The 25,835-nt window shown below is 72.8% G+C and carries 24 protein-coding genes; 18 read left to right on the top strand and 6 right to left on the bottom strand.

What is annotated here, in order from left to right; all coding sequences use genetic code 11:
• The first annotated feature begins 11 nt into the window (after positions 1–11).
• From rfbH to KJK29_RS16145, 3 genes are read left to right on the top strand one after another with little or no spacing between them, the layout of a single operon-like run.
• The gene (rfbH, locus tag KJK29_RS16155; protein WP_215119867.1) at positions 12–1,313 is read left to right on the top strand and encodes a lipopolysaccharide biosynthesis protein RfbH; all 1,302 of its coding nucleotides are present in this window, start codon (positions 12–14) and stop codon (positions 1,311–1,313) included.
• A 7-nt stretch (positions 1,314–1,320) separates the two neighbouring features.
• A complete protein-coding gene (locus tag KJK29_RS16150; RefSeq protein ID WP_215119866.1) occupies positions 1,321–2,106 on the top strand; it encodes an SDR family NAD(P)-dependent oxidoreductase in 786 nt (261 codons plus the stop codon).
• An 8-nt stretch (positions 2,107–2,114) separates the two neighbouring features.
• Complete coding sequence (locus tag KJK29_RS16145; protein WP_215119865.1) at positions 2,115–3,476, top strand: nuclear transport factor 2 family protein; 1,362 nt, start codon at positions 2,115–2,117, stop codon at positions 3,474–3,476.
• Between the two features lie 769 nt (positions 3,477–4,245).
• Here KJK29_RS16145 and KJK29_RS16140 read toward each other — a convergent pair.
• Positions 4,246–4,977, bottom strand: coding sequence for an SDR family NAD(P)-dependent oxidoreductase (locus tag KJK29_RS16140; protein ID WP_215124304.1), 732 nt, complete (start codon positions 4,975–4,977; stop codon positions 4,246–4,248).
• Positions 4,978–5,032: 55 nt separating this feature from the next.
• Positions 5,033–5,440 (bottom strand): nuclear transport factor 2 family protein, encoded by a 408-nt coding sequence (locus KJK29_RS16135; protein WP_215119864.1) that lies wholly within the window; start codon positions 5,438–5,440, stop codon positions 5,033–5,035.
• A 173-nt stretch (positions 5,441–5,613) separates the two neighbouring features.
• Between KJK29_RS16135 and KJK29_RS16130 the strand changes: the two genes are divergently transcribed.
• From KJK29_RS16130 to KJK29_RS16120, 3 genes are read left to right on the top strand one after another with little or no spacing between them, the layout of a single operon-like run.
• Positions 5,614–6,414 (top strand): cyclase family protein, encoded by an 801-nt coding sequence (locus tag KJK29_RS16130; RefSeq protein WP_215119863.1) that lies wholly within the window; start codon positions 5,614–5,616, stop codon positions 6,412–6,414.
• Positions 6,415–6,428: 14 nt separating this feature from the next.
• Complete coding sequence (locus KJK29_RS16125; protein WP_215119862.1) at positions 6,429–7,157, top strand: class I SAM-dependent methyltransferase; 729 nt, start codon at positions 6,429–6,431, stop codon at positions 7,155–7,157.
• On the top strand, positions 7,154–8,263 hold the full coding sequence (locus tag KJK29_RS16120) for a DegT/DnrJ/EryC1/StrS family aminotransferase (RefSeq protein WP_215119861.1): 1,110 nt from the start codon (positions 7,154–7,156) through the stop codon (positions 8,261–8,263). The genes KJK29_RS16125 and KJK29_RS16120 overlap by 4 nt, the downstream gene beginning before the upstream one ends.
• Positions 8,264–8,342: 79 nt before the next feature.
• Here KJK29_RS16120 and KJK29_RS16115 read toward each other — a convergent pair whose 3' ends face one another.
• The 4 genes from KJK29_RS16115 to KJK29_RS16100 all read right to left on the bottom strand — a co-directional run bounded on the left by KJK29_RS16115 (position 8,343) and on the right by KJK29_RS16100 (position 12,749).
• Positions 8,343–9,785, bottom strand: a complete 1,443-nt coding sequence (locus tag KJK29_RS16115; protein WP_215119860.1) for an NDP-hexose 2,3-dehydratase family protein — start codon at positions 9,783–9,785, stop codon at positions 8,343–8,345.
• The gene (locus KJK29_RS16110; protein WP_251057818.1) at positions 9,782–10,744 is read right to left on the bottom strand and encodes an NAD-dependent epimerase/dehydratase family protein; all 963 of its coding nucleotides are present in this window, start codon (positions 10,742–10,744) and stop codon (positions 9,782–9,784) included. Before KJK29_RS16110 ends, KJK29_RS16115 begins: the two co-directional genes overlap by 4 nt.
• 8 nt (positions 10,745–10,752) lie before the next feature.
• The gene (locus KJK29_RS16105) at positions 10,753–11,379 is read right to left on the bottom strand and encodes a dTDP-4-dehydrorhamnose 3,5-epimerase family protein (RefSeq protein WP_215119858.1); all 627 of its coding nucleotides are present in this window, start codon (positions 11,377–11,379) and stop codon (positions 10,753–10,755) included.
• Positions 11,380–11,456: 77 nt separating this feature from the next.
• Positions 11,457–12,749 carry an activator-dependent family glycosyltransferase gene (locus KJK29_RS16100; RefSeq protein WP_215119857.1) on the bottom strand — a complete coding sequence of 431 codons (1,293 nt, stop codon included), beginning with the start codon at positions 12,747–12,749 and terminating at the stop codon, positions 11,457–11,459.
• 246 nt (positions 12,750–12,995) lie between these two features.
• Between KJK29_RS16100 and KJK29_RS16095 the strand changes: the two genes are divergently transcribed.
• The 12 genes from KJK29_RS16095 to KJK29_RS16035 all read left to right on the top strand — a co-directional run bounded on the left by KJK29_RS16095 (position 12,996) and on the right by KJK29_RS16035 (position 25,777).
• Positions 12,996–13,559: a PadR family transcriptional regulator gene (locus KJK29_RS16095; RefSeq protein WP_215119856.1), complete on the top strand. Its 564-nt coding sequence runs from the start codon at positions 12,996–12,998 to the stop codon at positions 13,557–13,559.
• Between the two features lie 115 nt (positions 13,560–13,674).
• The gene (locus KJK29_RS38835; RefSeq protein WP_251057817.1) at positions 13,675–15,069 is read left to right on the top strand and encodes a hypothetical protein; all 1,395 of its coding nucleotides are present in this window, start codon (positions 13,675–13,677) and stop codon (positions 15,067–15,069) included.
• Between the two features lie 115 nt (positions 15,070–15,184).
• Entirely contained in the window at positions 15,185–15,520 is a 336-nt protein-coding gene (locus KJK29_RS16080; RefSeq protein WP_215119855.1) for an antibiotic biosynthesis monooxygenase family protein, read from the top strand.
• Complete coding sequence (locus tag KJK29_RS16075; protein ID WP_215119854.1) at positions 15,517–16,785, top strand: beta-ketoacyl-[acyl-carrier-protein] synthase family protein; 1,269 nt, start codon at positions 15,517–15,519, stop codon at positions 16,783–16,785. Before KJK29_RS16080 ends, KJK29_RS16075 begins: the two co-directional genes overlap by 4 nt.
• A complete protein-coding gene (locus tag KJK29_RS16070) occupies positions 16,782–18,023 on the top strand; it encodes a ketosynthase chain-length factor (protein WP_215119853.1) in 1,242 nt (413 codons plus the stop codon). The genes KJK29_RS16075 and KJK29_RS16070 overlap by 4 nt, the downstream gene beginning before the upstream one ends.
• A 142-nt stretch (positions 18,024–18,165) precedes the next feature.
• Positions 18,166–19,200, top strand: coding sequence for a ketoacyl-ACP synthase III family protein (locus KJK29_RS16065; protein ID WP_215119852.1), 1,035 nt, complete (start codon positions 18,166–18,168; stop codon positions 19,198–19,200).
• Positions 19,201–19,213: 13 nt separating this feature from the next.
• On the top strand, positions 19,214–20,194 hold the full coding sequence (locus KJK29_RS16060) for an acyltransferase domain-containing protein (protein ID WP_215119851.1): 981 nt from the start codon (positions 19,214–19,216) through the stop codon (positions 20,192–20,194).
• 117 nt (positions 20,195–20,311) lie between these two features.
• Positions 20,312–21,553, top strand: coding sequence for a cytochrome P450 family protein (locus KJK29_RS16055; RefSeq protein WP_215119850.1), 1,242 nt, complete (start codon positions 20,312–20,314; stop codon positions 21,551–21,553).
• 34 nt (positions 21,554–21,587) lie between these two features.
• Positions 21,588–22,868 (top strand): activator-dependent family glycosyltransferase, encoded by a 1,281-nt coding sequence (locus KJK29_RS16050; protein ID WP_215119849.1) that lies wholly within the window; start codon positions 21,588–21,590, stop codon positions 22,866–22,868.
• 21 nt (positions 22,869–22,889) lie between these two features.
• Positions 22,890–23,885, top strand: a complete 996-nt coding sequence (rfbB, locus tag KJK29_RS16045; protein WP_215119848.1) for a dTDP-glucose 4,6-dehydratase — start codon at positions 22,890–22,892, stop codon at positions 23,883–23,885.
• Positions 23,886–23,960: 75 nt separating this feature from the next.
• On the top strand, positions 23,961–24,950 hold the full coding sequence (locus KJK29_RS16040) for an ATP-binding cassette domain-containing protein (RefSeq protein ID WP_215119847.1): 990 nt from the start codon (positions 23,961–23,963) through the stop codon (positions 24,948–24,950).
• On the top strand, positions 24,947–25,777 hold the full coding sequence (locus tag KJK29_RS16035; RefSeq protein WP_215119846.1) for an ABC transporter permease: 831 nt from the start codon (positions 24,947–24,949) through the stop codon (positions 25,775–25,777). The genes KJK29_RS16040 and KJK29_RS16035 overlap by 4 nt, the downstream gene beginning before the upstream one ends.
• The last annotated feature ends 58 nt before the right edge of the window (positions 25,778–25,835 follow it).

The raw sequence follows: 25,835 nt of genomic DNA, 5'->3' as shown, positions 1-25,835 counted from the left end.
GGGATCCAGACGTGACGGACACCAAGGCGCTGGTGCTGGAACTGGCGCGTAAATACCACAAGGAGCAGGAACCGCGCGGCTTCGAACCCGGGGTGACACCGATCCTGTCCTCGGGCGCTGTCCTCGACGAGGAGGACCGGGGCGCGCTCGTCGAGGCGGCCCTGGAGATGCGGATCGCCGCCGGGGCGCGCACCCGGAAGTTCGAGAGCGACTTCGCGCGCTACTTCCGGCTGCGCAAGGCCCACATGGTCAACTCGGGATCGTCGGCCAACCTGCTGGCGGTCAGCGCGCTCACCTCGCCGAAGCTGAAGGAACTGCGGCTGCGCCCCGGCGACGAGGCCATCACGGTCGGCGCCGGGTTCCCCACGACCATCAACCCGCTCGTCCAGAACGGTCTGACACCGGTCTTCGTGGACGTCGAACTGGGCACCTACAACGCCTCCCTGGCCCAGATCGAGGCGGCGATCTCCCCGCGCACCAGGCTCATCATGATCGCGCACGCGCTCGGCAACCCGTTCCCCGTCGCCGAGGTCGCGGAACTGGCCCGCCGGCACGATCTGTTCTTCATCGAGGACAACTGCGACGCCGTCGGCTCCACCTACGGGGGCAGGCTCACCGGTACCTTCGGCGACCTGTCGACGGTGAGCTTCTACCCCGCCCACCACATCACCGCCGGCGAGGGCGGCTGCGTCCTCACCGCGAGTCTGGAACTGGCCCGGATCGTCGAGTCGATGCGCGACTGGGGCCGGGACTGCTGGTGCGAGCCGGGCACGGACAACACCTGCCTGAAGCGGTTCGACTACCAGCTCGGCACCCTCCCGGCCGGCTACGACCACAAGTACATCTTCTCCCACGTCGGCTACAACCTGAAGGCCACCGACCTCCAAGGCGCCCTGGCCCTCAGCCAGTTGAAGAAGGTCGACGACTTCGGCGCGGCCCGGCGGCACAACTGGCAGCGGCTGCGCGACGGCCTGGCCGACGTGCCCGGACTGCTGCTGCCGCGGGCCACCCCGGGCAGCGACCCCAGCTGGTTCGGCTTCGCCCTGACCGTGCTGCCCGACGCGGGCTTCACCCGCAGGGACCTCGTCGACTTCCTGGAGGCCCGCAGGATCGGCACCCGCCGGCTGTTCGGCGGGAACATCACCCGCCATCCCGCCTACCAGGACGTGCGCTACCGGATCGTGGACGAGCTGGTCAACTGCGACACCGTCACGGAGGACACCTTCTGGATCGGCGTCTATCCGGGGCTCACCAAAGAAATGCTCGACTACGTCGTCGAGTCCATCACCGAGTTCTGCACGCGAAAGGGCTGATCGGAGCATGTCCTCACCCACCAGCCGGGTCGCCGTCGTCACCGGTGCCACCAGCGGGATCGGCCTCGCCGTCACCCGGTCCCTGGCCGCCGTCGGCCACCGCGTGTTCCTCTGCGCCCGGGACGCCGACCGGGTCGCGCTCACCGTCAAGGAGCTGCGCGCCGAGGGCCACGACGTGGACGGCGCCGCCTGCGACGTACGGGAGGTCGCGGAGATCGAGGCGCTGATGTCCGCCGCGGTCGAGCGCTACGGGCCCGTCGAGGTGCTCGTCAACAACGCCGGCCGCAGCGGCGGCGGCCCCACGCACACCATCGCCGACGAGCTGTGGGACGACGTGATGGCCACCAACCTGGACAGCGTCTTCCGCATCACCCGCGCCGCCCTGACCACCGGCCGGATGCGCGAGGGGAGCTGGGGCCGGGTCGTCAGCATCGCCTCCACCGGCGGCAAGCAGGGCGTGGTGCTGGGCGCCCCCTACTCCGCCTCCAAGCACGGGGTCGTCGGCTTCACCAAGGCTCTCGGGCTGGAGCTGGCCAAGTCCGGGATCACGGTCAACGCGGTGTGCCCCGGCTATGTGGAGACGCCCATGGCGGTGCGGGTCCGGCAGGGCTACGCCGCCGCCTGGGAGACCACCGAGGAGGAGGTGCTCGACCGGTTCCAGGCCAAGATCCCGCTCGGCCGCTACACCACGCCCGACGAGGTGGCGGGCATGGTCGGCTATCTGCTGACCGACGCGGCCTCATCCGTCACCGCGCAGGCGATCAACGTCTGCGGCGGGCTGGGAAACTACTGAGGAGAGCCATGCCGGAGGAGACCGAGCACACCACCGTCCACGAGATCGAGGTGCGGGCCCCGGCCGGGGCCGTGTTCGACCTGGTCGCCGAGGCCTCCCGCTGGCCGGTGCACTTCCCGCCGAGCGTGCACGTCGAGCGACTGGAGGGCGACGACCGGCAGGAGCGGCTGAGGATCTGGGCGACGGCCAACGACGAGGTCAAGTGCTGGACCTCGCGCCGTGAGCTGGACCGGGCCGGACTGCGGGTGACGTTCCGGCAGGAGGAGTCGCGGGCGCCGGTACGGAGCATGAGCGGCGAGTGGCTGCTGGAGCCGCTCGGCGACCGGGGCACCCGGGTGCGGTTCACCCACGCGTTCACCGCCGTCGACGACGACCCCGAGCACGTCGAGTGGATCCGCCGGGCCATCGACACCAACACCGGGTCCGAACTGGAGGCCCTGCGCCGGGGCGTGGAGGACGCTGACCCGGAGCTCACCTTCACGTTCGACGACAGCGTGCGCGTCGAGGGCTCGGCGAAGGACGCGTACGAGTTCGTCCGCGCGGCCGACCGCTGGACGGAGCGGCTGCCGCACGTCGCCCGGGTCGTCCTCACCGAGGACACCCCGAACGAGCAGATCCTGGAGATGGACACGCTCACCGCGGACGGCGCGACCCACACCACGCGTTCGGTGCGCGTCTGCTTCCCCGCCGAGCGGATCGTCTACAAGCAGATCCAGACACCCGCGCTGATGGCCGCCCACACCGGCGAGTGGATCTTCGAGGAGGACGACAAGGGCTGCACCGTCACCTCCCGGCACACCGTACGGATCGCGCCGGACGCCGTCACCACCGTCCTCGGCCCGACGGCGGACGTGGCCGCCGCCCGCACCCTGATCCGCGACGCCCTCGGCCGCAACAGCCTCACGACCCTGCGCCGCGCGGCCGACCACGCCGAGCGGCTGCGCGGCACCGAGCCCGTCCCCGCCGAGACGTATGTCGCCGTGCAGCAGTTCTACGCCCGGCAGATGCGGCTCCTCGACGAGCGGCGGGCCGAGGAGTGGGCCCGTACGTTCACCGAGGACGGCGTCTTCGCGCAGAACATCGCCCCCGAGCCCCTGCGCGGCCGGGACGCCGTCGCCGCCGCCGTACGCCGCAACCTGGAGCGGACGGCGGACACCCCGGAGCAGCGGCGGCACGTCTTCTCCATGCTCACCGTCGCACCCGGGCCCGACGGCTCCCTGAACACCCGCTGCTACGCCCAGGTCCTGATCACCCCGTCCGGAGGACCGGCCAGACTGCACCTGAGCGCGGTGTGCGAGGACGAACTGGTACCGCACGGCGACGGCGGCTGGCTGGTGCGGCACCGCAGGGTGGAGCACGACGGCGTCTGAGCCGCCGCTCCAGGGCCCACACGTCGACGGGCCGCACCTCATCGAGGTGCGGCCCGTCGGTGCGCGGTCCAGCTGTCCGTGAGGGCCGGGCGGCGGCGAGGCCCCGGCACCCCGCGCGGCACGGGGCGGCGGCCCGGGCCCTCAGCGGGGCCGGCCCAGCCCGCCCCGGCCACCGGCCGCCCGGCTGCCCGTGCCGTCCGGCTGCCCGCCACCGGCCCCCCGGCTGCCCGTCACCCTGCCGCCTGTGCGGTCTGGCCGCCCGTGCCGCCCGTGCCGTCCGTGCGGTCCGGCTGCCCGCCACCGGCCCCCCCGGCTGCCCGTCACCCTGCCGCCTGTGCGGTCTGGCCGCCCGTGCCGTCCGTGCGGTCCGGTTGCCCGCCACCGGCCCGCCCCGGCTGCCCGTCACCCTGCCGCCTGTGCGGTCTGGCCGCCCGTGCCGCCTGATGCTGCTCGTGCAGTCCGGCTGCCCCGGCCGTCGGCCGTCCGTGGCGCCCGTGCCGTCCGGCTGTCCCGGCCGTCGGCCGTCCGTGGCGCCCGTGCCGTCCGGCTGTCCCGGCCGTCCGTGCCGTCCGTGCCGCCTGTGCTGCTCGCGCCGTCCGTGCAGTCCGGCTGCCCGTACTGCCCGTACTGCCCGTGCCACCCGTACTGTCCGTGCCGCCCGTACTGCCCGTGCCGCCCGTACTGTCCGGGCCGCTCGTGCAGTCCGACTGCCCGGCCGCCCGTGCCGTCCGATGGTCCGCCTGGCGGGAGCGGCCCGGGAAAGGAGCCGTCAGGTCAGGGAGAGGCCGCCGTCGACCGGGACGACCGCGCCCGTCATGTAGCGGCCCTCGGGGTCGGCCAGGGCGGTGATCCACCAGGCCACGTCCTCGGGGGTGGCGACCCGGCCGAGGGGGATGCGCTCGGCGAGCTGGCCCAGGAAGCCCTGGTACTCCTCGGCGGACATGCCGACGCGTTCGCCGATGCCGGTGTCGGTCACGCCGGGGGCGACGGACACCACCCGGATGCCGCGCGGCGCCAGTTCGACGGCCCAGGTGCGGGTGAAGTGGTTCAGCGCGGCCTTGGTCGCCCAGTAGACCGAGTTGTCGGGGAACCCCTGGATGCCCAGCGAGCCGGCCGAGCTGACGTTGACGATGGTGCCGCCGGTCGCCTCCAGGGAGTCCAGCGCGGCCTGCGCCACGAAGGCCGGGGCGATCAGGTTGACGGCGACCTGGTGCTCGGTCGCGGCCCGGTCGAGTTTGGCGAGCGGTGCGAAGGAGCCGGTCCCGGCGTTGTTGACCAGCACGTCCAGCCGTCCGAACGCCCGCAGCGCGGCCTCCACCACCGCCTCGCCGGCCCCCGGCTCGGTGATGTCCGCGACCAGGGTGCGAATGCTCTCGTGGCCCTCGGCCGTCTCGTCGAGGGCGGCGGCGGTGCGGCCCACGACCAGGACACGGTCTCCCCGCCCCGCGAAGCGACGGGCCGTCGCACGGCCGATTCCGGTGCCCCCACCAGTGATGATCACAGTCCTAGGAGTCATGCCGGGACGCTACTGACGAGGGCTCGAAGCCGGGTCGAGGTCAGTGCGCCGGCCGGTCGTCCCGGGTGATGTGCCGCTCCGCCACGAGCAGTTCGCCGTCCCGCCGGACCAGCCGGTCGCGCATCACACAGGACAGCTCCACGCGCGGGGCGCCGCCGCGCGGGGTCGCCAGGATCTGCACGTACGAGACCGTCTCGATGCCGACCCCGGTGTCCCGGGCGGTCGTCATGGTCACCCAGTGTCGGTGCGTCTCCCCGGCCGCGGCCCGTCCCTCGACCGCCGCCCGCGCCCCGGCGGCGATGCCGTCCCGGCCCCGCACGGGCTCCGTCATCGACGGGGCCTTGAACTCGGCGTCGGGCGTGAACGTACCGGCCCACGCCTCGGCGGCACCGCCGTCGAGCAACTGCATGTGGCGGGCGTAGAACTGCTGGATGTCGGTGCTGTTCACGAACGGCCTCCCCGGCGACGGTCCCGCGTGTCGGTCCTCGAAGCCCGACCCTGGCGCACCCCCGTCGCACGTCTGTCGAATCCCGCTCGAGACGGCCGCGCGGTCGTCGAGCGGTCTTCCAATGCCTTCCGAGCGGCTGCGGCCAGGCTGGCCGGGTCGTCCAGGAGGTGACCGTGCGCATCATTGACCTGTCCTCGCCGGTGGACGCCGGCTCGTTCGAACCGGACCCGGTGGTCCACGAGGTGATGTCCCCCCGCGAGGGCGCGCTGCACATGCGCGACGAGATGCGGCGCCACTTCGACATCGAGTTCGACCCCGACGACCTGCCCGACGGCGAGTTCCTCTCGCTGGACCGGCTGAGTCTGACCACCCACACCGGCACACACGTCGACGCGCCCTCGCACTACGGCTCCCGGACGACGTACGGGACCGGCGTGCCCCGGCACATCGACGCGATGCCGCTGGAGTGGTTCCTCGCCCCCGGGGTCGTCCTGGACGTCCGGGGCCGCGAGGCGGGTGTGGTGGACGCGGCGGACCTGCGCAAGGAACTCGACCGGATCGGCTACCCGCTCGCCCCGTCCGACATCGTGCTCCTGCACACCGGCGCCTCCGCCTGGTCCGGCACCAGCCGGTACTTCACCGACTTCGTCGGCCTCGACGCGAGCGCCATCGCCTTCCTGCTCGACGCGGGCGTCCGGGTGGTCGGCACCGACGCGTTCAGCCTGGACGCGCCGTTCACCACGATCATCGCCGAGTACCGGCGCACCGGGGACGCGGCCGTGCTCTGGCCGGCCCATGTCGCCGGACGCCACCGGGAGTACTGCCAGATCGAGCGGCTCGCGGGCCTGGAGGAGCTGCCCGCCCCGTACGGCTTCCAGGTGGCCTGCTTCCCCGTGAAGGTCGCCGGCGCCGGGGCCGGCTGGGCGCGCGCGGTCGCCCTCGTCGACGACCAGGCCCCCCTGACCAGCCCCTGACCCGAGGAGAAACCATGTACAGCACCGACCTCGCCGAGGTCTACGAGACGGTGTACCGCAGCCGGGGCAAGGACTGGGCGGCGGAGGCCGAGGACATCGCGGCCGTGGCACGCCGGATCGCCCCGGGCGCCGACACACTGCTCGACGTGGCCTGCGGCACCGCCGCCCATCTCGGCCCCTTCAGCAAGCTCTTCGCCACGGCGGAGGGCCTGGAGATCGCGGCGCCCATGCGTGATCTGGCACTGGACCGGTGGCCCGGACTGACCATCCACGAGGGCGACATGCGCGACTTCGACCTCGGCCGCCGCTACTCCGTCGTCACCTGCATGTTCTGTGCCATCGGCTATCTGGGCAGCGTCGAGGAGATGCGCTCCGCCGTGGCCTCGATGGCCCGTCACCTCGAACCGGGCGGCGCGCTGGTCATCGAACCCTGGTGGTTCCCCGAGCAGTTCAAGGAGGGGTTCGTCGCCGGGGACCTGGCCCGTGAGGGCGAGCGGACCGTCGCCCGGATCTCCCACTCCACCCTCCAGGGCCGCGCGACCCGGATGGAGGTGCAGTTCCTCGTCGGCGAACCGTCGGGCATCCGGACCTTCACCGAGATCGACGTACTGACCCTGTTCACACGCGAGGAGTACGAGCAGGCGTTCAAGGACGCCGGCTGCTCCGTCACGTACCAGCCGGGCCCGCCGACCGGCCGGGGCCTGTTCACCGGAGTCAAGGAGCGGGAGGTGTCCGGGCGATGACCACCTACGTCTGGGACTATCTGCGGGAGTACGCCGAGGAGCGCGAGGAACTCCTCGACGCCGTCGACACGGTGTTCCAGTCCGGTCAGCTCGTCCTCGGACAGAGCGTCTCCGGCTTCGAGCAGGAGTTCGCCGCCTATCACGGGCAGCCGCACTGCGTCGGCGTCGACAACGGCACCAACGCCATCGTCCTCGGCCTCCAGGCGCTCGGTGTGAAGCCGGGCGACGACGTGCTCACGGTGTCCAACACGGCGGCCCCCACCGTCCTCGCCATCGACGCCGTCGGAGCCCGGCCGGTCTTCGTCGACGTGCGCGAGGAGGACTACCTCATGCGCACGGACCTGCTCCACGACGCGCTCACCGAGCGGACCACGGCGATCGTGCCGGTGCATCTGTACGGGCAGTGCGTCGACATGGCCGCGGTGACCGCGTTCGCGCGGCGCCACGGTCTGAAGGTCCTGGAGGACTGCGCCCAGGCCCACGGCGCCCGCCACCACGGCCGGCTCGCCGGGACCATGGGCGACGCCGCGGCCTTCTCCTTCTACCCGACGAAGGTCCTCGGGGCGTACGGCGACGGCGGCGCGGTCGTCACCCACGACGCCGGCACCGACGCGGAGCTGCGCCGGCTGCGCTACTACGGCATGGAGGACCGGTACTACGTTGTCCAGACTCCCGGGCACAACAGCCGCCTCGACGAGGTCCAGGCCGAGATCCTCCGCCGCAAGCTACGGCGCCTCGACGCTTACGTCGAGGGCCGGCGGCGCGTGGCGCGACGCTACGCGGAGGGGCTGGGGGACACCGGCCTGGTCCTGCCCGAGAACGCGCTGGGCAATGATCACGTCCACTACGTCCACGTGGTCCGCCACCCCGAGCGGGACCGGATCATCGAGCGGCTCAAGGCGTACGACATCGAGCTGAACATCAGCTACCCCTGGCCGGTGCACACGATGTCCGGCTTCGCGCACCTCGGCTACCACGAGGGCGATCTGCCGGTGACGGAGCGGCTGGCGAAGGAGATCTTCTCGCTGCCGATGTACCCCTCGCTGCCGGGGCACGTCCAGGAGAAGGTGATCGAGGCGCTGCGCGAGGTGATCGCCGGCCTGTGACGCCGTGCCCCTGCGAAACGCCGTGTCCCGGTGAGGCAGTCCGCCTCACCGGGACACGGCGTTTCAGGGTCCCCGTCCGTCAGCCCGCGTGGTACAGGCTGTGCAGGCAGGCGATCAGGCTGCGGGCCTGGACGTTGACGTAGTGGCTGTGCCGCAGCAGGTCCGAGAGCTGGTGCAGCGTCATCCAGCGGTGGTCGGGAAGGTCGCGGGGCACGTCCTGGTCGGTCTCCACGATCAGATAGCGGTTGAGCGCGTGGAAGAAACGCCCGCCCTCCTCGGAGAGCACCGTGTCGAACCGGACGCGCTCCGCGGGAGCCCCCAGCACCTCGTCGAGGAACGGCGGCGCGGCCTGGCCGGGCAGCTGCGCGTGGCTCTCCGCGACGCACTGCACGGTGGGGCCCAGCTCCACCACGTCCGCGAAGCCCGGCTCCACGCGCGCGTGCACGAGGACGTGCAGCACCCCCTCGAACCGCCGGACGAGGAAGGCGATGACGCCCTGCCCCACCGGTTCGATCATCGGCTGGCTCCACCGGTGGACCTCACGGCCCCCGGCGTCGACCTGGACCCCGATGACATCGAAGAAGGCGCCCGCGTCATGGCGGATGCGCTCGTCGGTGCGGCTCCAGTCGCGCAGCTCGCCGAGCGCGACCCGGCGGACCGCGATGTCGCTGCTGGTGCGCCGGTCGGTGATCCAGCCGAGGATCTCCGCCGCGCTGTGCACACTCACCGCCCCGGCATCGCCCGAGCGCAGCAGCGCCGACCCGAAGTCGTCCCCGTCGGGCTTCTCGGTGTCCGGGCCGGTGAACGGCAGGCACGACAGCACGGTCCGGGCGTCCATGTTGACCGTGTCCTTGCGCCCGAGCAGCTCGTGGATCTGGCCGAGCGTCATCCAGCGGTACCCGTCGAGGGCCTCCACCGGCTCGGGCAGCTCGACGACCACATTGCGGTTGCGCTTGCGGTAGAACCACGACCCCTGCTCCGACTGCCGTACGTCGGCGAGCACTCCGGGACGGCTGTGGATGTCCATGAAGTGCTCGAGATACGGCACCGCCCGCCCCTGGTGGACCCGGGTGTAGTTGCTCCGGGTCGCCTGGACGGTCGGGGAGAGCTGGAGCCCCTCGGCGTTGCCGGGCTCGACCTTCGCCTGCATCAGGCAGTGCAGCACCCCGTCGATCGGGGCGGTGAGGATGCCGAGGATGCCGATCTCGGGCTGGTTGATGATCGGCTGGGTCCACCGGGCCACCGGCGCGCCCGGGTTGCTGACCTCCAGCCCGTGCACGGTGAAGAACCGGCCCGTGTGATGGCGCAGATCGCCCGTGCCCGGGTCGGTCTCCCAGCCCTCCAGGGCGTGCAGGGGGACCCGGTCGACATGGGTGTAGGCCCGCCGGCCGTAGTCGGCGAACCAGTCCGTGAAGTCGGAGAGATCGCCGAGGGGGCCGGTCCGCAGCCGGGCCGAATCGTCGATCCGTCGTTCGACGGGATCCCGGGTCGCGGCGGACGAGGGGGCAGGGGTGTCGCTCATGAGACCTCCAGGGAGGTGGTGTCCGCTGCCGCTTCCCACATCGCCCGGACGGAGTCGCCGAGCTCGATCGTGGGCCGCCAGCCGAGCACCTGGGCGGCGAACCGGATGTCCGCGCAGGTCCAGCCGCCGCCCTTGCTGGCGACCTCGGCGGAGTCGATCTTCGCCGACGCGGCGTCCACGCCGGCCGCGTCGAACAGGGCGTCGACCAGGTCGCGCATCGGCACCGCCTCGCCGCGCCCGATGTTCACGACCAGGCCCGTGACGGGCGCGTGCACCGCGGCGACGGCCGCCCGGGCCAGGTCCCGTACGTCGACGAAGTCCCGCCGGGCGTCGGCGACGTCGAGGCCGATCACCTCGCCGGGGCCGAGGGCGCGCAGCCGGGCCACGACGGCACCGAGGAAGCTGGCCGTCGGGGTGTGGGGTCCGCAGACGTTGACCGCGCGCAGCACGACCCCGTCCACCCGGCCATCCCGAGTCTGGGCGAGCAGATGTTCGGAGCCGGTGCGCTTGGTCAGCCCGTACGGGGTCAGCGGGCCGGGCTCGCGCTGTTCGTCGATGCGGACCCCCTCGGGCACCGGCCCGTACTCGTGGATCGAGCCCATCTGGACGATCCGCAGCCGCCGGGAGGTCGCGACGCACCCCTCGACCAGGCGCTCCACCAGGTCGATGTGGGCGCTGCGCATCTCCTCGACGGTGGTGCCCCAGCCGCCGGTGGCGTTGACGACGGCGGTGACGCCGTGCCGGTCGAGGAGCGCGGCGATCTCCTCCGGCGCGGCGGCGGCGACATCGAGGGGGACGAAGGCGTCCGCACGGGTGTGCGGGGCTGGGTGCCGGGCCACCGCGAGCACCCGGTGCCCGGTCCGCAGCAGTTCGTCGCAGAGGCTGCGGCCGACGCATCCGGTGGAACCCAGCACGGCCACGGTCCCGGCGGTCTGCCCGCCCTGTGTGGTGGTGGACATCGCCGGGCTCAGCGCGTGGCGCCGATGCCGGAGGGCTGCCACAGGGCCTCCTCGACCGCCTGGGACTCCGCGTAGTCGGGCAGCAGGCCCTGCGCCCGGGCCGAGGCGAAGGACAGCGCGGCGGCGTCCCGCTCCGACTGCACCGTCTCCAGGCCCGAGGGGAGCCGCACGCCCAGGTCCTTGTCGAAGACGTCGACGGCCAGCTCGTTCTCGGCCACGTACGGGCCCGTGAGCAGATACGACATGACGGTGTCGTCCTCGAGCGCGACGAAGGCGTGGCCGACGCCGACCGGGAAGTACGAGGCGCGGAAGTGGACCTGGTCCATCTCGACCGCGTCCCACTGCCGGAAGGTGGGCGAGCCGACCCGCAGGTCGACCACGATGTCGAGGGCCCGGCCGCGCGCGCAGTACACGTACTTCGCGGTGCCGGGCGGCGTGACGGTGAAGTGGATGCCGCGGATCGTGCCGCGCCGGGACAGGCTGTGGTTGGTCTGCGCCACCGGGAAGTGCGGACGCCCCAGGGCCTGCTGGAACGCGTCGAGCTGGAACGGGGAGACGAACAGCCCGCGGTGGTCGCGGAACTGACGGGGCGTGAACTCGTACGCCCCCTCGACCTCGAGCTTTCGGATCTGCATCGCTTGGTTCACCGTCCGGGAGGTAGTCGGGTACGGCAGGGCCGGCGGCCCGGGCGTGTGCGGGTGCGGCGCGCCGGTCACCGGCGGCGGTGCTCGACGGCCAGGCGCTCCAGCGTCGGGACGACCTGGGCGGGGGCGGGCGCGGCGAGCGCCTCGCGCCGCAGGGCCTCGGCGTTGCGCTTGAAGACCGGCTCCTCCAGCAGGCGGACGAGCAGCTCGCGCAGCCCCTTCGCGCTGAGCTTGCCCGGCACGTAGAGCCCGGCCTGGCGCTCTTCGAGGTAGCGGGACTTGTTGATGGTGTCCCAGACGCCGTCGACGACGATGAGCTGGGGCACGGCGTGGATCATCGCGGTGCCGAAGCTGCCGGACCCGCCGTGGTGGATCACCGCGTCGCAGGTGGGCAGCAGCGCGTCGAGCGGGACGAAGTCCACGGCCCGTACGTTGTCCGGCAGGGTGTCGAAGTCCGTGAGCTGCTTCTCGTTGAGCGTGGCGACGACCTCGACGTCGTCGAGGCCCGCGACGGCCTCCAGCAGGTCCCCGATGGAGGCCCGGTCGGCGCCGAGCACCTCGCGGTGCGCCACACCCAGGGTGATGCACACCCGGCGGCCCTTGCGGGGCGGCTCCTGGAGCCACTGCGGCACCGTGGACTGGCCGTTGTACGGCACGTACCGCATCGGCACGTAGTGCAGGTCCACCGGCAGCCGCATGGACGCCGGCAGCGGGCAGACGGTGAAGTCGCCCGTCACCGCGGCCTCCTCGAAGGAGGCGCCGTGCCGCTCCAGGCTCCAGGTGAGCCACTCGCGCAGCGGGTCGTCCCGCAGCTCCGGCGGGCGCGCGGCCAGCTGCCCGAGGAAGGTCTCGCGCATCAGGCCCGCCAGGTCGAGCCCGAACAGCAGCCGGCCGTGCGCCGTGCCGGTGGCCATGGCGGCGATCGCGCCGGCGAAGGTCATGGTGTCCCACAGGACCAGGTCCGGCTTCCAGGAGCGGCAGTGCTCCACCAGCTCGTCGACCATCTGGTCCGAGCAGCAGTTCTGGAAGACGACCGAGGTCATGGCCGTGAACACCCCGAGCGTGTAGTCCGGGGTGAGCCGCTCCGGCCGGGTCTCGCTCATGTCGAGACCGACCTGCGCCTGGCTCTCCAGCTGGTCGACGTCCTGGCCGATGTTCTCCTGGGTCTCCTGCATCTGCTCGTCGAGATGCAGTTCCTCCCCGACACCGACGGCGGTCAGCCCCGTCTTGGTGATCTCGTCGGCGAGATCGGGATGACTGGCGATCCTGACGTCGTGGCCCGCTGCCTTCAGGGCCCAGGCGAGTGTCACCTGGGCGTGCATGTGCGACTTGGCGGCGAAGGTGGTGAAGAGTACCCGCATCCCAACCCCTGTTCCGGCGAACGACCCGTATGCGATGGGCCTCCACCCTCCGGCCGTGACCTCGTGCGGGAGTCGAGAGTCGTTGCAGCGGCGCTCGATCCGGGGCGTATCGCGCGCTGCGCCCCTCCCGCGCTCGCGGAGAACAGCAGGTCATGTACTACCGTGGGATCAGCCGGCGGGGCCCGGCCGAGGTGCGGAGCACGGGTTGCCGGTCCGCCCCCGTGAGGGAGATTCAGCAGGGAGACGATGTCTGCCACGAGATTGCTCGTCCTGGGCGTCGTGCGCATGCACGGCCGGGCGCACGGCTATCTGGTCCGTTCCGAGCTGCTGTCCTGGGGTGCCGACGAATGGGCGCACATCAAGTTCGGCTCGATCTACCACGCGCTCAGGCAACTGGCCAAGGACGGGCTGCTGAAGTCGACGGACATCCCGGACTGGCCGGGCCGGGTCGACTACGAGATCGCGCCGCCGGGCGACGAGGAGTTCTTCCGGCTGCTGCGTGACGCGCTGCGCCAGGGGAACAACCGGTCCGACATGCTGGGTGCCGCGCTCGTCCTGCTGCCCGCGCTCAGCCGCGAGGAGGCGATCGGCCTGCTGCGTGAGCGCATCGCGTCGCTCTCGGCCGAACAGTCGGAGCTGATCGCCAAGGTCGACGAGACGGCCGGGGAACGGCCGCAGCGTGCCCACATCCGTGAGCTGCTCGGCCTCTGGGAGCACGGCGCCGCCAGTCAGGCCGCCTGGACCGAGGCGCTGATCGAGCGCCTGGAGGCGGGCGCCTACGTCATGGCGGGCGAGGAGAAGGGCGCCTGACGGGGAGCCCTTCCGGCCGTTGATCGGTATCCGGTGGAGGACGGCACGCGTCCCGTGATACTCAAGTTTGTATACCCATGACGCCGGTCCCGAGAGGACGATCGCTGTGCCGATCATGCTGACCTCGGAAGACGTGGACGACGCCTTCGACGACGAGGCCTTCATGGAGGAGCGGTTCTCCGACGTCCAGCGGTTGCTCCTCGACCGCGCTCCGGTGCCCGGCCCCGACACCCTGGTCCTGCTCCCCGCCACGCGCTGCCGGCTGACCGTCGGACCGCACGCTTCCGGCCCTTTCGGCCGCTGCTTCGCCGTCCGGCTCGAACCCCGCCCCGACCTGTCCGCCGCCTGCGTGGAACTGCTGCTCGCCGACGACGGGTCCCTCCTCGGCCTCGTGGACGCCGGCGCCCTCGACGGCTGGCGCGGCGCCATCCCCTCCGGACTCGCCGCGCGCTACCTCGCCCCGCCGGCCCCCTCCAGACTGGGCCTCTTCGGCACCGGGGAGGCGGCCTGGGCCTGTCTTCTCGTCCTGCACCACGCCCTGCCCTCGCTGACCGAGGTGCGGGTCGTCGGCCGGGAGCCGGACCGGGCCCGGGACTTCGCGGCCGCCGCCGCCCTGCGCACCGGCCTGCGGGTGCGGGTGTCCGAGGACGCCCGCGCCACCGCCGCGAGCGCCGACGTCGTCGCTGTCACCGGAGGCCACCCGCCCGTCCGGGCCGCGTGGCTCGCTGCTGGAGCGCTGTTGATCGACCAGGCGGCCACGGTATCGACGGCGGAGCCGGGTGACCCCCGCGACCCGGTGACGGGCCCCCGCCCCGCCGACACCGGGCCCGAGACCGACACCGAGCCCGATACCGACGCCGGGCCCGAGCCCGACACCGGGCCCGAGACCGACACCGAGCCCGATACCGACGCCGGGCCCGAGCCCGACGCCGAGCCCGGGACCGGCCGTGGCGCCCGGCCTTTCGCCATCGGCCCGGGCGTCTGGCTTTCCGGTGGTGGCTCGGGTAGCGGGCCTTCGCATGCCGGCCAGGGCGCCCAGCCGTCCGGCACCGGCCCGGCCGCCCCGCAGTCCGGCACTGGCCAGCGCGCCGAGTCGTCGGGCACCGGCCAGCGCGCCGAGTCGTCGGGCACCGGCCCGGTCGCCCCTCAGTCCGGCACCGGCCAAAGCGCCCAGCCGTCCGGCACCGGCCCGGCCACCCCGCAGCCCGGCACCGGCTCGGCAGCCCCCTCGTTCGATGCCGCGACAGCCGCCCCGGGCCCCGTCGTCCGGCACGTCAGCATCGCTCCCTCCGGTGGCCGTTCCGTCGGCACTCGGCAGCAGTCGATGCCGATCCCGCTCGCCGAGATCGTCGCGGGCCGGGCCCTGCCCCGGCGCAGCGGCTCCGACATCGTCCACTACCGGGGCGGCGAGCTGGCCGGCTGGAGCGTCATCGCCGCCGTCGCCGGACTCGGCCACGCCTGGCGGCGGGACGTCGGCATCCCCGTGCGGCTGGGGCGCGGGGGCTCCTGACCGGGGGCGGGATCCAGCCGTCTTCTAGGGCGCCGCGAGGCACGCGCCGGAGGGTTTCACTCTGACCTCGGCGTACGCGTCGCCGGACGCCCGGACGATGAGGAGCACCGATCCCATGTCTGCCGATCAGCCCGGCCCCGCCACCGGCGGCCCGGCCACCTTCGTGAACAGCTTCACGCTTCGCACCTCCCCGGAGGAGTTCGAGGACGTCTTCGCCCGCACGGCACGCTTCATGGAGCGCCAGCCCGGATTCCTCGGCTACACCCTCGTACGCCACCTGGAGAAGCCGCACAGCTACGTCAACATCGCCCGCTGGTCGGACGTCTCCGCCTTCCGTGCCGCCGTGGGCCAGGCCGACTTCCGGCCGCACGCCGAGGCGCTGCGGGCGATCAGCACCAGCAGCTCCAACCTCTACCTGGAGCGGCACAGCGCGACCGGGGAGGCACGATGACCCGGCGGGTCGTGATCACCGGCATCGGCGTGGTGGCCCCCGGCGGGATCGGCACCAAGCAGTTCTGGCAGACCATCACCGGCGGCCGCACCGCCACCCGGGCCATCAGCCTCTTCGACCCCGCCCCCTTCCGCTCCCGGATCGCCGCCGAGTGCGACTTCGACGCCGCCGAGCAGGGGCTGAGCGCCGAGGACGCCGAACGGCTCGACAGGGCGGCCCAGTTCGCCCTGGTCGCGCTGCGCGAGGCCGTCACCGACAGCGGTCTGGAGCCCGACCCGGAGACCGCGCACCGCACGGGCGTCAGCCTCGGCAGCGCGGTCGGCTGCACCCAGAAGCTCGAAGAGGAGTACCTGGCCCTCAGCGGCGGCGGACAGGAGTGGCTGGTCGACCACACCGCAGCGAGCGCCCAGCTCTACGACCACTTCGTGCCGAGCTCCATGGCCGCAGAGCTCGCCTGGGAGGCCGGCGCCGAAGGCCCCTGCACCGTCGTCTCGGCCGGCTGCACCTCCGGCCTCGACTCGGTCGGGCACGCGGTCGCCCTCATCCGCGAGGGACTGGCCGATGTGATGATCGCCGGGGCCACCGACGCGCCGATCTCCCCGATCACCGTGGCCTGCTTCGACGCCATCCGGGCCACCTCGCCCCGCAACGACGACCCGGCGACCGCGCTGCGCCCCTTCGACCGCACCCGCAACGGCTTCGTCCTCGGCGAGGGCGCCGCCGTCCTCGTCCTGGAGGAACTCACCGCGGCCCGCGCCCGGGGCGCCCACGTCTACGCCGAGATCGCCGGCTACGCCTCGCGCGGCAACGCGTACCACATGACCGGTCTGCGCACCGACGGACGCGAGCTGGCCGCCGCCGTAGACGCCGCCCTCGACGAGGCCCGGCTCGCCCCCGACGCGCTCGGCTACGTCAACGCCCACGGCACCGCCACCAAGCAGAACGACGTGCACGAGACCGCCGCCCTCAAGCGCAGCCTCGGGGCCGCCGCCCACCGGGTGCCGGTCAGCTCCATCAAGTCGATGATCGGGCACTCGCTGGGCGCGATCGGCTCCATCGAGGTCGCCGCCACCGCGCTGGCCCTCGAACACGGCGTCATCCCGCCCACCGCGAACCTCACCGACCCCGACCCCGAACTCGACCTGGACTATGTCCCCCTGCACGCCAGGGAGCGCGCCATGTCGGCCGCGCTCACCGTGGGCAGCGGCTTCGGCGGCTTCCAGAGCGCCATGGTGCTGCGCCGGCCCGAGGGGCGGGCCGCATGACCCCGGTCGTGGTCACGGGCATCGGGGTGGTCGCCCCCACCGGCGTCGGACTGGACGCGTACTGGGCGGCGACGCTGCGCGGCGAGGACGGCATCCGGCGCGTCCAGGCCTTCGACCCCGCCCGCTATCCGACCCGGCACGCGGGCGAGGTGACCGGGTTCGAGGCGGGCGACCATCTGCCCAGCCGGCTGATCCCGCAGACCGACCGCATGACCCAGTTCGCCCTGGCCGCTGCGGACTGGGCCGTCGCCGACGCCGGCATCGACCTCGACTCCGTGCCCTCGCTGACACGCGGCGTCGTCACGGCCGGCGCCTCGGGCGGCTTCGGCTTCGGCCAGCGCGAACTGCAGCACCTGTGGGGCGAGTCCCCCAAGAAGGTCAGCGCCTACATGTCGTTCGCCTGGTTCTACGCCGTCAACACCGGCCAGATCTCCATCCGGCACGGCATGAACGGGCCGACCGGCGTCTTCGTCGGCGAGCAGGCCGGGGGCCTGGACGCCCTCGCCCACGCCGGACGCCAGATCCGCTCCGGTGCGCAGCTGATGATCTCCGGCGGCATGGACTGCTCCCTGTGCCCGTACGGCATGGCCGCCCAACTGGCCGGCGGACGGCTCACCGCCGACGCCTATCTGCCCTTCGACGACCGGGCCTCGGGTCATCTGCCGGGCGAGGGCGGGGCGCTGCTCACCCTGGAGAGCGCCGAGGGGGCCCGGGCCCGGGGGCGTCGCCCCTACGGCGAGATCGCCGGATTCGGCGCGACCTTCGACCCGCGCCCCGGGTCGGGGCGGCCCCCGACCCTGCGGCGGGCGATCGAGCAGGCGCTCGCCGACGCCGGAGCCGACCCGCAGGACATCGCCGTCGTCTTCGCCGACGGTGCGGGCGTGCCCGAACTCGACGCGGCCGAGGCCGAGGCGCTGACCGCGGTCTTCGGCGCGGGCGGGGTCCCGGTCACCGTGCCCAAGACGGCCACCGGCCGGCTCTACTCGGGCGCCGGTCCGCTGGACGTCGTGACCGCCCTGCTGACCCTCCGCGACGGGCTCGCCCCGCCCACGATCAACGTCACCGAGGTCCCCGACGCCTATGGCCTCGACCTCGTCCTCGGCGAGCCCCGGCCGGTCACCGGCACCGCCGCCCTGGTCCTGGCCCGCGGCCACCACGGCTTCAACAGCGCCATGGTCGTACGGGCCCCCGCGCCCGCCGAAGCGCTCGCCGGGTCCGGTCAGAGGGTGGCGGCGTGAACGGCGGGAGGCCGTGCAGCGGGGCGAGCGGAGCGTGGCCGCCGCCCGCCGCACGGGGCGCGGGCGGTCGCTCCGCGTCCGCCGACAGTGGCTCCGCGTCCGCCGCCCCCCTCGCGTACCCGGTCGGGGAGAGGAGGGCGGCATGAACGGCGGCGAGCTGTACATCCGGGCGACCGGGACCTGGCTGCCGCCCGTCGAACGCCTCGCGGACGCGGTCGCGGACGGGCGGTGCGACGCCGCCGTCGCCCGCTCCACCCGGATGGAGTCGGTGACGGTCTCCGCGGGGGAGCCGGCTCCCGAGATGGCGGCCCGGGCCGCCCGGACGGCGCTGGAGCGGGCCGCCGCCGAACCGGGCGACATCGACCTGGTGCTGCACGCCAGCTTCTACTACCAGGGCTTCGACCTGTGGGCCCCCGCCTCCTACGTCCAGCGGACCGCCGTCGGCAACCAGTGCCCCGCGCTGGAGGTCCGGCAGGTCTCCAACGGCGGTATGGCGGCCCTCGACCTGGCCTGGGCCTACCTCGCCGCCGACCCGGCGCGGATCGCGGCCCTGGTGTCCACCGGCGACCGGTTCTGCCCGCCCGGCTTCGACCGGTGGCGCAGCGACCCCGGAACCGTCTACGGCGACGGCGGCACCGCCCTCGTCGTCTCGCGGCACTCCGGTTTCGCCCGGGTCCGCAGTGTCGCGACCGTCTCCGCACCCGACCTGGAGGGCATGCATCGGGGCGACGACCCGTTCGGCCCGGCCCCGTTCAGCCACCGCGACGTCGTCGACCTGGAAGCGCACAAGCGGGACTTCCTGGCCGGTCACGGTGTGGCCCCGACCGTCGCCCGGGTCGCCGCCGCGCAGGAGTCCGTCGTCAAGCAGGCGCTCGCCGACGCCGGGCTCGGCCTCGCGGACATCGACCGGTTCGTGCTGCCGCACCTCGGCCACCGCAGGCTGCATGTCGCCTACTTCGCCAAGTTCGGCATCGACCCCGAGCGCACCACCTGGGACTGGAGCCGGACGATCGGGCACCTCGGCGCCGGAGACCCCTTCGCCGGACTCGACCACCTGGTCACCACCGGGGCGCTCGGGCCCGGTGACACGTGCCTGCTCTTTGGCGTCGGCGCCGGCTTCAGCTGGTCCTGCGCCGTGGTCGAGATCCTCAACACGCCTCCCTGGAGGGACCGATGACCTGGAGGGACCGATGAACGGCACCGACCGCCCGGTCGCCCTGCTGCTGCCCGGCCAGGGCTCGCAGCATCTGCGCATGGCCGCCGGACTCCTGGACGCCGAGCCCGTCTTCGCCGAGGCGATGGACGAGGCCCTGACCGCCCTGACCGACCTCGGCGGCCACAGCACCGGTCTGCGCGAGGACTGGCTGGGGACGGCCGACACCGCGGTGATGGACCACGTCACCCGCTCCCAGCCGCTGCTGTTCGCGGTCGACTACGCCCTCGGGCGGCTCGTCCTCGACCGGGGCGTACGGCCCGTCGCCCTGCTCGGGCACAGCATCGGCGAGGTCGCGGCCGCGGTCCTCTCCGGCGTCTTCACGCTGCGGGACGCCGCCGCCCTGGTCCACGACCGCGTCGGACGGCTGGCACACGCGCCGCCCGGCGGGATGGTCGCCGTCGCGGCAACGCAGGACGAGGTGGCGCCCTTCCTCACCGACGGCGTGGTCGTCGGCGCCGTCAACGCCCTGCGCCAGACGGTCCTGGCCGGCCTCGACGAACCGCTGCGCGGCGTCACGGCGGCACTCGCCGACGCCGGGTTCGTGCTCCAGCGCGTACCGGCCTCCACGGCGTTCCACAGCCCGTCCCTGGCCCCGGCCATGCGCGGAGCCGGCGAGCGGATCGCCGCGCTTCCCGTCGGCGAGCCCCGTATCCCGGTCATGTCCGGGTACACGGCCCGGTTCCTGACCCCCGCGGAGACCAAGGACCCGTCCTTCTGGTCCCGTCACCCCGTCGCGCCGGTGCTCTTCTGGCCCGCCCTCGACGCGCTCCTCGCCGAAGGGGATCTGGTGCTCGTCGAGACCGGCCCGGGCCAGGGACTGTCCCAACTGGCCCGCCGCCACCCGGCCGTGCGGTCCGGCCGCTCGTCCGTCGTCCCCCTGCTCCCGGCCCGGCCCGGCACACCCGCCCAGGACGTGGCGGCCGTACGCGCCGCCGCCGGGGCGCTCGGCGTGTAGCGCGTGTCGAGTGCCTTTGTAGGCACGCGGCCTAGCGTCGCCGGTGGCGCTTCGCCCCTGCTGCTTCCCTCTTCCCTCTTCTCTCTTCGCCCTTCTTCTTCCTTCGAGGACGGTGTCATGCTGACCGATCAGACCAACAGCGAGTTGGGCCGGCATCTGCTGACCATCCGAGGCGTGCAGTTCATCTTCGGCGCCCAGGGCGACCCCTTCGCCATGATCCTGCGCGCCGGTGACGACGACCCGCTCGACCACGGGGCACGCGCCCGTGAACAGGGCCTGCACGAGAGCAGCGTCGGCGCGTGGGTCACCGCGAGCCGCGAACTCGGCGCCCGTGTCCTCGACGACCCGCGGTTCTCCCCGCGCCATGTCGAGGAGGGGCCGCAGTCCCACCCGGGCGTCGACGTCTGGGACAACCCCCTGCTGTGCCATGTCGTCCCGCTGGACGACGCCCGCCTCAACCTCGACCCGGCCGCGTACGCCACGCTCGCCGAGGTCTCCGCGCCGCTGCTGTCGGCCGAGGCCCTCGCGGCACGGGCGCCGCAGATCGAGGCGGCCTACCGCGAGACGCTCGCCGCTGCGGGCGAACGCTTCGACCTGTACCGGGACTTCGCCGTCCCCGCCGCCCTGCGCGTGGTCGCCGAGCTGCTGGGCCTGCCCGACGAGACCCGCGAGCGCCTGCCCGAACTGCACGCGGGCCTCGCCACCGCCCTCGACGCCGGCCACTGCCCGCAGCAGCTGGGGACCGCCCGGTCGCTGCTCACCGCCGTATCGGGCCTGTCCGCCGAGCTGACCGGCCTGGTCGAGGCCGGCCGTGCCACCGGTCTCGCCGGGCTGTCGCCCGAGGACGCGGTCGCGATCGGCGCGCTGGCCGTCGTGGTGGGCGTCGAGGTCACCGCGACCGCCGTGTGCAACGCCGTCGAGGTGCTGCTGGCGCACCCGGAGGAGTGGCAGCGGATCGGGCAGGAATCGGCGGCGGCCCCGGCCGCGGTGCGGGAGGCCCTGCGGCTGGCTCCGCCGCTGCGGTTCGAGAGCCGTATCGCCCGCGAGCAGGCCGAGTTCGACGGCAAGACGATCGAGGAGGGCCGCCGTGTGGTGGTGCTCGTCGACGCGGCCAACCGGGACCCGGAGGCCTTCGCCGACCCGGACGCCTTCACGCCCGGCCGGAGCGACGGCGACCGGTCGCTCACCCTCCTCGGCGGCCCCGCCGCCCCGGTCACCGACGCGCTGGTCCGCGTCCAGACCGAGGCAGCGGTCCGCGCCCTGACCGCGCTCCGGCCCGCCCTGCGCACGAACGCCGAGGTACTGCGCCGTATGCGCTCGGCGGCGCTGCACGGCGTCCTGCGCTTCCCCGTCGCATGACCGGCCCGGCCCACACCAGGGGAGGAGCACCGCGGTGCGTGTACTGCTGACAGCCTTCGCACAGGACGCCCATCTCAACGGCGTCGTCCCGCTCGCCTGGGCGCTGCGGACCGCCGGGCACGAGGTCCGGGTGGCCGGGCAGCCGGCCGCGGTCGAGAGCATCACCCGGGCCGGTCTGACGGCCGTACCGGTGGGCGAGAACCACCGGATGGACGCCGTCATCCCCACCGTCGGTCCGGGGATGCTCATGCACCACCTGGACCGCGACTATCTGGAGAACCGGCCCGAGCGGCTGAGCCTCGACTTCCTGCGGGCGTCGAACGCCATGCTGACGGCGACCTTCTACGCCCAGATCAACAACGACTCGATGATCGACGCGCTCGTCGACTACGCCCGGTTCTGGCAGCCGGACCTGGTGCTCTGGGAGCCCTTCACCTTCGCCGGGGCCATCGCCGCCAAGGCGACCGGGGCCGCCCACGCCCGGCTGCTGGCCTTCCCCGACCTCTTCGCCAACACCCATCTGACGCTGCGCCGGCGCCAGGCGGACCTGCCCGCGGAGCTGCGCGACGACCCGCTGGAGGAGTGGCTGGCGTACACCCTGGACCGGCACGGGGCCGCCTTCGACCCCGACGTGGTCACGGGACAGTGGTCGGTCGACCAGATGCCCGCCGGGGTGCGGATGGAGCTGGGGCTGCCGACGGTGCCCACGCGCTACGTGCCGTACAACGGGCCGGGCCCGGCCGTCGTACCGGACTGGCTGCGCCGCCCGCCGGAGCGCCGCCGGGTCTGCCTCACCCTCGGGCTCACCATCCGGGACACGGAGTTCCCCAACGCGGTCGACGTGAACGACGTGTTCGCCTCGCTGGCCGACCTGGACGTGGAGGTGGTGGCGACCCTCGGGGAGAAGGAACTCGCCCAGGTGTCGCGGGTGCCGGACAACACGCGGGTCGTCGACCACGTCGCCCTGCTGGGGCTGCTGCCCACCTGCTCGGCGATCGTGCACCACGGTGGCGCGGGCACCTGGGCGACCGCCGCCGCCTACGGGGTGCCGCAGGTGGCGCTCGGCTGGATGTGGGACGCGATCTACCGGGCCCAGCGGGTCGAGGAGCTGGGCGCGGGGCTGCATCTGCACTCCGACGGCCTGACCGTCGACATCCTGCGCGACAAGCTCGTCCGGGTGCTCGACGACCCGGCGTTCACGGAAGGCGCGCGGCGGCTGCGGCTGGCCATGCTGTCGGCGCCGAGCCCCAACGAAGTGGTGCCGACGCTGGAGAAGCTGACCGCGCGTCACCGGGCGCCGGTCGCGGCACGCTGACGGGACGAGGACGGGAGAAGCGTGAACATCCTGGTGACCGGTGCGGCCGGTTTCATCGGCTCGCACTTCGTCAGAACACTGCTGAGCGGCGGTTACCCGGGGCACGAGGACGACCGGGTGACCGTCGTGGACAAGCTCACCTACGCGGGGACGCTGAACAACCTGCCCCCGCACGACCCGCGGCTGACCTTCGTGCACGGCGACATCTGCGACGCCCCGCTGCTGGACAAGGTGTTCCCGGGCCATGACGCGGTGGTGCACTTCGCCGCGGAGTCGCACGTGGACCGTTCGGTGACGGGCGCCGAGGCCTTCGTCCGCACCAACGTGCTCGGCACACAGGCCCTGCTCGAAGCGGCGCTGCGGCACGGGACGGGCGTCTTCGTCCAGGTCTCCACGGACGAGACGTACGGCTCCATCGCCGAGGGACGCTGGACGGAGGACGAGCCGCTGCTGCCCAACTCCCCGTACGCGGCGTCCAAGGCCTCGGCCGATCTGATCGCCCGGTCGTACTGGCGCACCCACGGCCTCGATGTGCGCATCACCCGGTGCGCCAACAACTACGGCCCCGGCCAGCACCCCGAGAAACTGGTCCCGCTGTTCGTCACCCGGCTCCTCGACGGGCAGCCGGTCCCGCTCTACGGGGACGGCTCCAACCTGCGGGAATGGCTGCACGTCGACGACCACTGCCGGGCGGTGCGGCTGGTGCTGGACGCGGGCCGGCCGGGGGAGATCTACAACATCGGCGGCGGCACCCATCTGACCAACAAGGAGATGACCGGCCGTCTCCTCGCGCTCTGCGGGCGCGACTGGGACCTGGTGCAGCGGGTCGCGGACCGCAAGGGGCACGACTTCCGCTACGCGGTGGACGACTCCAAGATCCGCCGCGAACTCGGCTACGCGCCGCGCTGGTCGCTGGACGACGCACTGCGCGGGACGGTCGAGTGGTACGCCGCCCACCGCGACCACTGGGACGCCCCGGAGGAGGGCGCCGACGGGGGGCACACGAGGGGGTACTAAAACTTGAATATCCGGGCCGCCCTCCTCTATGCTCGCCGGGTACCCAAATTTGAGCACCCGAAAGAAGGGGCGGGCATGGGCGGCGCCGATTTGGCGATCCAGACCGAAGCTCTGAAGAAGAAATACGGCGAGAAGGAGGCCCTCGCGGGACTCGACCTGGAGGTACCCCGAGGCGTCGTCTACGGCCTCCTCGGCCCGAACGGCGCCGGAAAGACCACCGCGGTCCGCATCCTCTCCACCCTGCTGAAGTACGACGAGGGCATCGCCCGCGTCGCCGGCTACGACGTCGCCACCCAGTCGGCGCAGGTCCGCTACAGCATCGGCCTCCTCGGGCAGCACGCCGCGGTGGACGAGGATCTGAGCGGCCGTCAGAACCTCGTGATGTTCGGGCGCTTGTACCACATCGGCAAGCGCACCGCGCAGAGCCGAGCAGACGAACTGCTGGAGCGCTTCGGCCTGACCGAGGCCGCCGGAAAGCCGGCCAAGCAGTACTCCGGCGGTATGCGGCGGCGGCTCGACCTCGCCGCCAGTCTCATCCTGGCCCCGTCCGTGCTGTTCCTCGACGAGCCCACCACCGGGCTCGACCCGCGGGGCCGCAACGACGTCTGGGAGTCCGTCCGGAGCCTGGTCTCCGAGGGCCGCACGGTCATGCTGACCACCCAGTACCTCGAAGAGGCCGACCAGCTCGCCGACAAGATCGCCCTGATCGACAACGGCAGGGTCGTCGAGTCCGGCACCCCGGACCAGCTCAAGAACAAGATCGGCGGAGACCGGATCGACGTCGTGCTCCGCCGCTCCCACGACCTGGAGCGGGCCGGCCGCATGATCGGCGCGCTGCTGCGGGCCGAGCCGGAGACGGACGCCGACAACCGGCGCGTCAGCGTCGTCGTCGCCAACCGGGTCGCCGCCCTCACCGCGGTCACCCGCGAACTCGACGACGCCGGTATCGAGGCCGAGGACATCGCCCTGCGCAGGCCCACACTCGACGAGGTGTTCCTGAACCTGACCGGCAACAGGTCGGCCACGTCCGCCGAGCAGAGCCTCAAGGAGGTCGCCCAGTCATGACCGCGATCATCGCGCCCGAACTGCCCAGGAACCCGCTGGCCAAACTGGGCTGGGTCCTCGCGGACTCCTGGACGCTCACGCTCCGCGGACTGTCCCACTGGGCCCGCAACCCCACCCAGATCCTCGCCGGCCTCGCCTTCCCGATCCTCATGGTGCTGCTCTTCGGCGGCATCTTCGGCAGCGGGATGCAGGTCGAGGGCGGCGGGGACTACATGGACTTCCTGATGCCCGGCATGTTCGTCATGTCGATGGCCTTCGGCATCGGCGAGACCATGGCCGGCGTCACCGCCGACGCCTCCAAGGGCGTCACCGACCGGTTCCGCTCCATGCCCATGTCGGCCGCCTCGGTCGTCATCGGGCAGAGCATCGTCAACATGCTCTACAGCACCGTCGTCCTGATGATCCTCATGGGCTGCGGGGTCATCGCCGGCTGGAGCTGGAGCGACGGCTTCGCCCAGGCGCTCGGCGCCTTCGCGCTCCTGCTCCTGCTCCGCTTCGCCCTGCTGTGGGTCGGCATCTACCTCGGCCTGATCATCAAGACCCCGGAGGCGGCCTCCGCCGTCTACACCCTGCTCTTCCCGCTCGGCATCGTCGCCAACACCTTCGCCTCCCCGGAGATGATGCCGGGCTGGCTGGCGACCATCGCCGAGTGGAACCCTCTCTCCTCCACCGCCCACGCCACCCGAGAACTGTTCGGCAACCCCGGAGTCGGAGGGACCTCCTGGATCGCCGAACACGCCATGCTCATGTCCTTCGTCTGGCCACTCGCGATCTTCGCGGTCTTCTTCCCCCTGGCCGTCCGCAAGTACCGGTCCCTGAGCCGGTGATCACACCCTGAACCGGGGATGTGAGCCGGCCAATCCCCCGGACCGGCTCACATCCCCC

Origin of the sequence: Streptomyces koelreuteriae, assembly GCF_018604545.1 — a bacterium.
In the GTDB taxonomy this organism is placed as follows: Bacteria; Actinomycetota; Actinomycetes; order Streptomycetales; family Streptomycetaceae; genus Streptomyces; species Streptomyces koelreuteriae.
Note: the sequence above shows the minus strand (reverse complement) of the source record. Positions and strands in the feature narration are given on the sequence as shown.

Coding starts and splice junctions, on each gene's coding strand:
- KJK29_RS16150 (WP_215119866.1), top strand. CDS start 1,321: ATGTCCTCACCCACCAGCCGGGTCGCCGTCGTCACCGGTGCCACCAGC.
- KJK29_RS16145 (WP_215119865.1), top strand. CDS start 2,115: ATGCCGGAGGAGACCGAGCACACCACCGTCCACGAGATCGAGGTGCGG.
- KJK29_RS16125 (WP_215119862.1), top strand. CDS start 6,429: ATGTACAGCACCGACCTCGCCGAGGTCTACGAGACGGTGTACCGCAGC.
- KJK29_RS16120 (WP_215119861.1), top strand. CDS start 7,154: ATGACCACCTACGTCTGGGACTATCTGCGGGAGTACGCCGAGGAGCGC.
- KJK29_RS16115 (WP_215119860.1), bottom strand. CDS start 9,785: ATGAGCGACACCCCTGCCCCCTCGTCCGCCGCGACCCGGGATCCCGTC.
- KJK29_RS16110 (WP_251057818.1), bottom strand. CDS start 10,744: ATGTCCACCACCACACAGGGCGGGCAGACCGCCGGGACCGTGGCCGTG.
- KJK29_RS16105 (WP_215119858.1), bottom strand. CDS start 11,379: ATGCAGATCCGAAAGCTCGAGGTCGAGGGGGCGTACGAGTTCACGCCC.
- KJK29_RS16100 (WP_215119857.1), bottom strand. CDS start 12,749: ATGCGGGTACTCTTCACCACCTTCGCCGCCAAGTCGCACATGCACGCC.
- KJK29_RS16095 (WP_215119856.1), top strand. CDS start 12,996: ATGTCTGCCACGAGATTGCTCGTCCTGGGCGTCGTGCGCATGCACGGC.
- KJK29_RS38835 (WP_251057817.1), top strand. CDS start 13,675: ATGCTGACCTCGGAAGACGTGGACGACGCCTTCGACGACGAGGCCTTC.
- KJK29_RS16080 (WP_215119855.1), top strand. CDS start 15,185: ATGTCTGCCGATCAGCCCGGCCCCGCCACCGGCGGCCCGGCCACCTTC.
- KJK29_RS16075 (WP_215119854.1), top strand. CDS start 15,517: ATGACCCGGCGGGTCGTGATCACCGGCATCGGCGTGGTGGCCCCCGGC.
- KJK29_RS16070 (WP_215119853.1), top strand. CDS start 16,782: ATGACCCCGGTCGTGGTCACGGGCATCGGGGTGGTCGCCCCCACCGGC.
- KJK29_RS16065 (WP_215119852.1), top strand. CDS start 18,166: ATGAACGGCGGCGAGCTGTACATCCGGGCGACCGGGACCTGGCTGCCG.
- KJK29_RS16060 (WP_215119851.1), top strand. CDS start 19,214: ATGAACGGCACCGACCGCCCGGTCGCCCTGCTGCTGCCCGGCCAGGGC.
- KJK29_RS16055 (WP_215119850.1), top strand. CDS start 20,312: ATGCTGACCGATCAGACCAACAGCGAGTTGGGCCGGCATCTGCTGACC.
- KJK29_RS16040 (WP_215119847.1), top strand. CDS start 23,961: ATGGGCGGCGCCGATTTGGCGATCCAGACCGAAGCTCTGAAGAAGAAA.
- KJK29_RS16035 (WP_215119846.1), top strand. CDS start 24,947: ATGACCGCGATCATCGCGCCCGAACTGCCCAGGAACCCGCTGGCCAAA.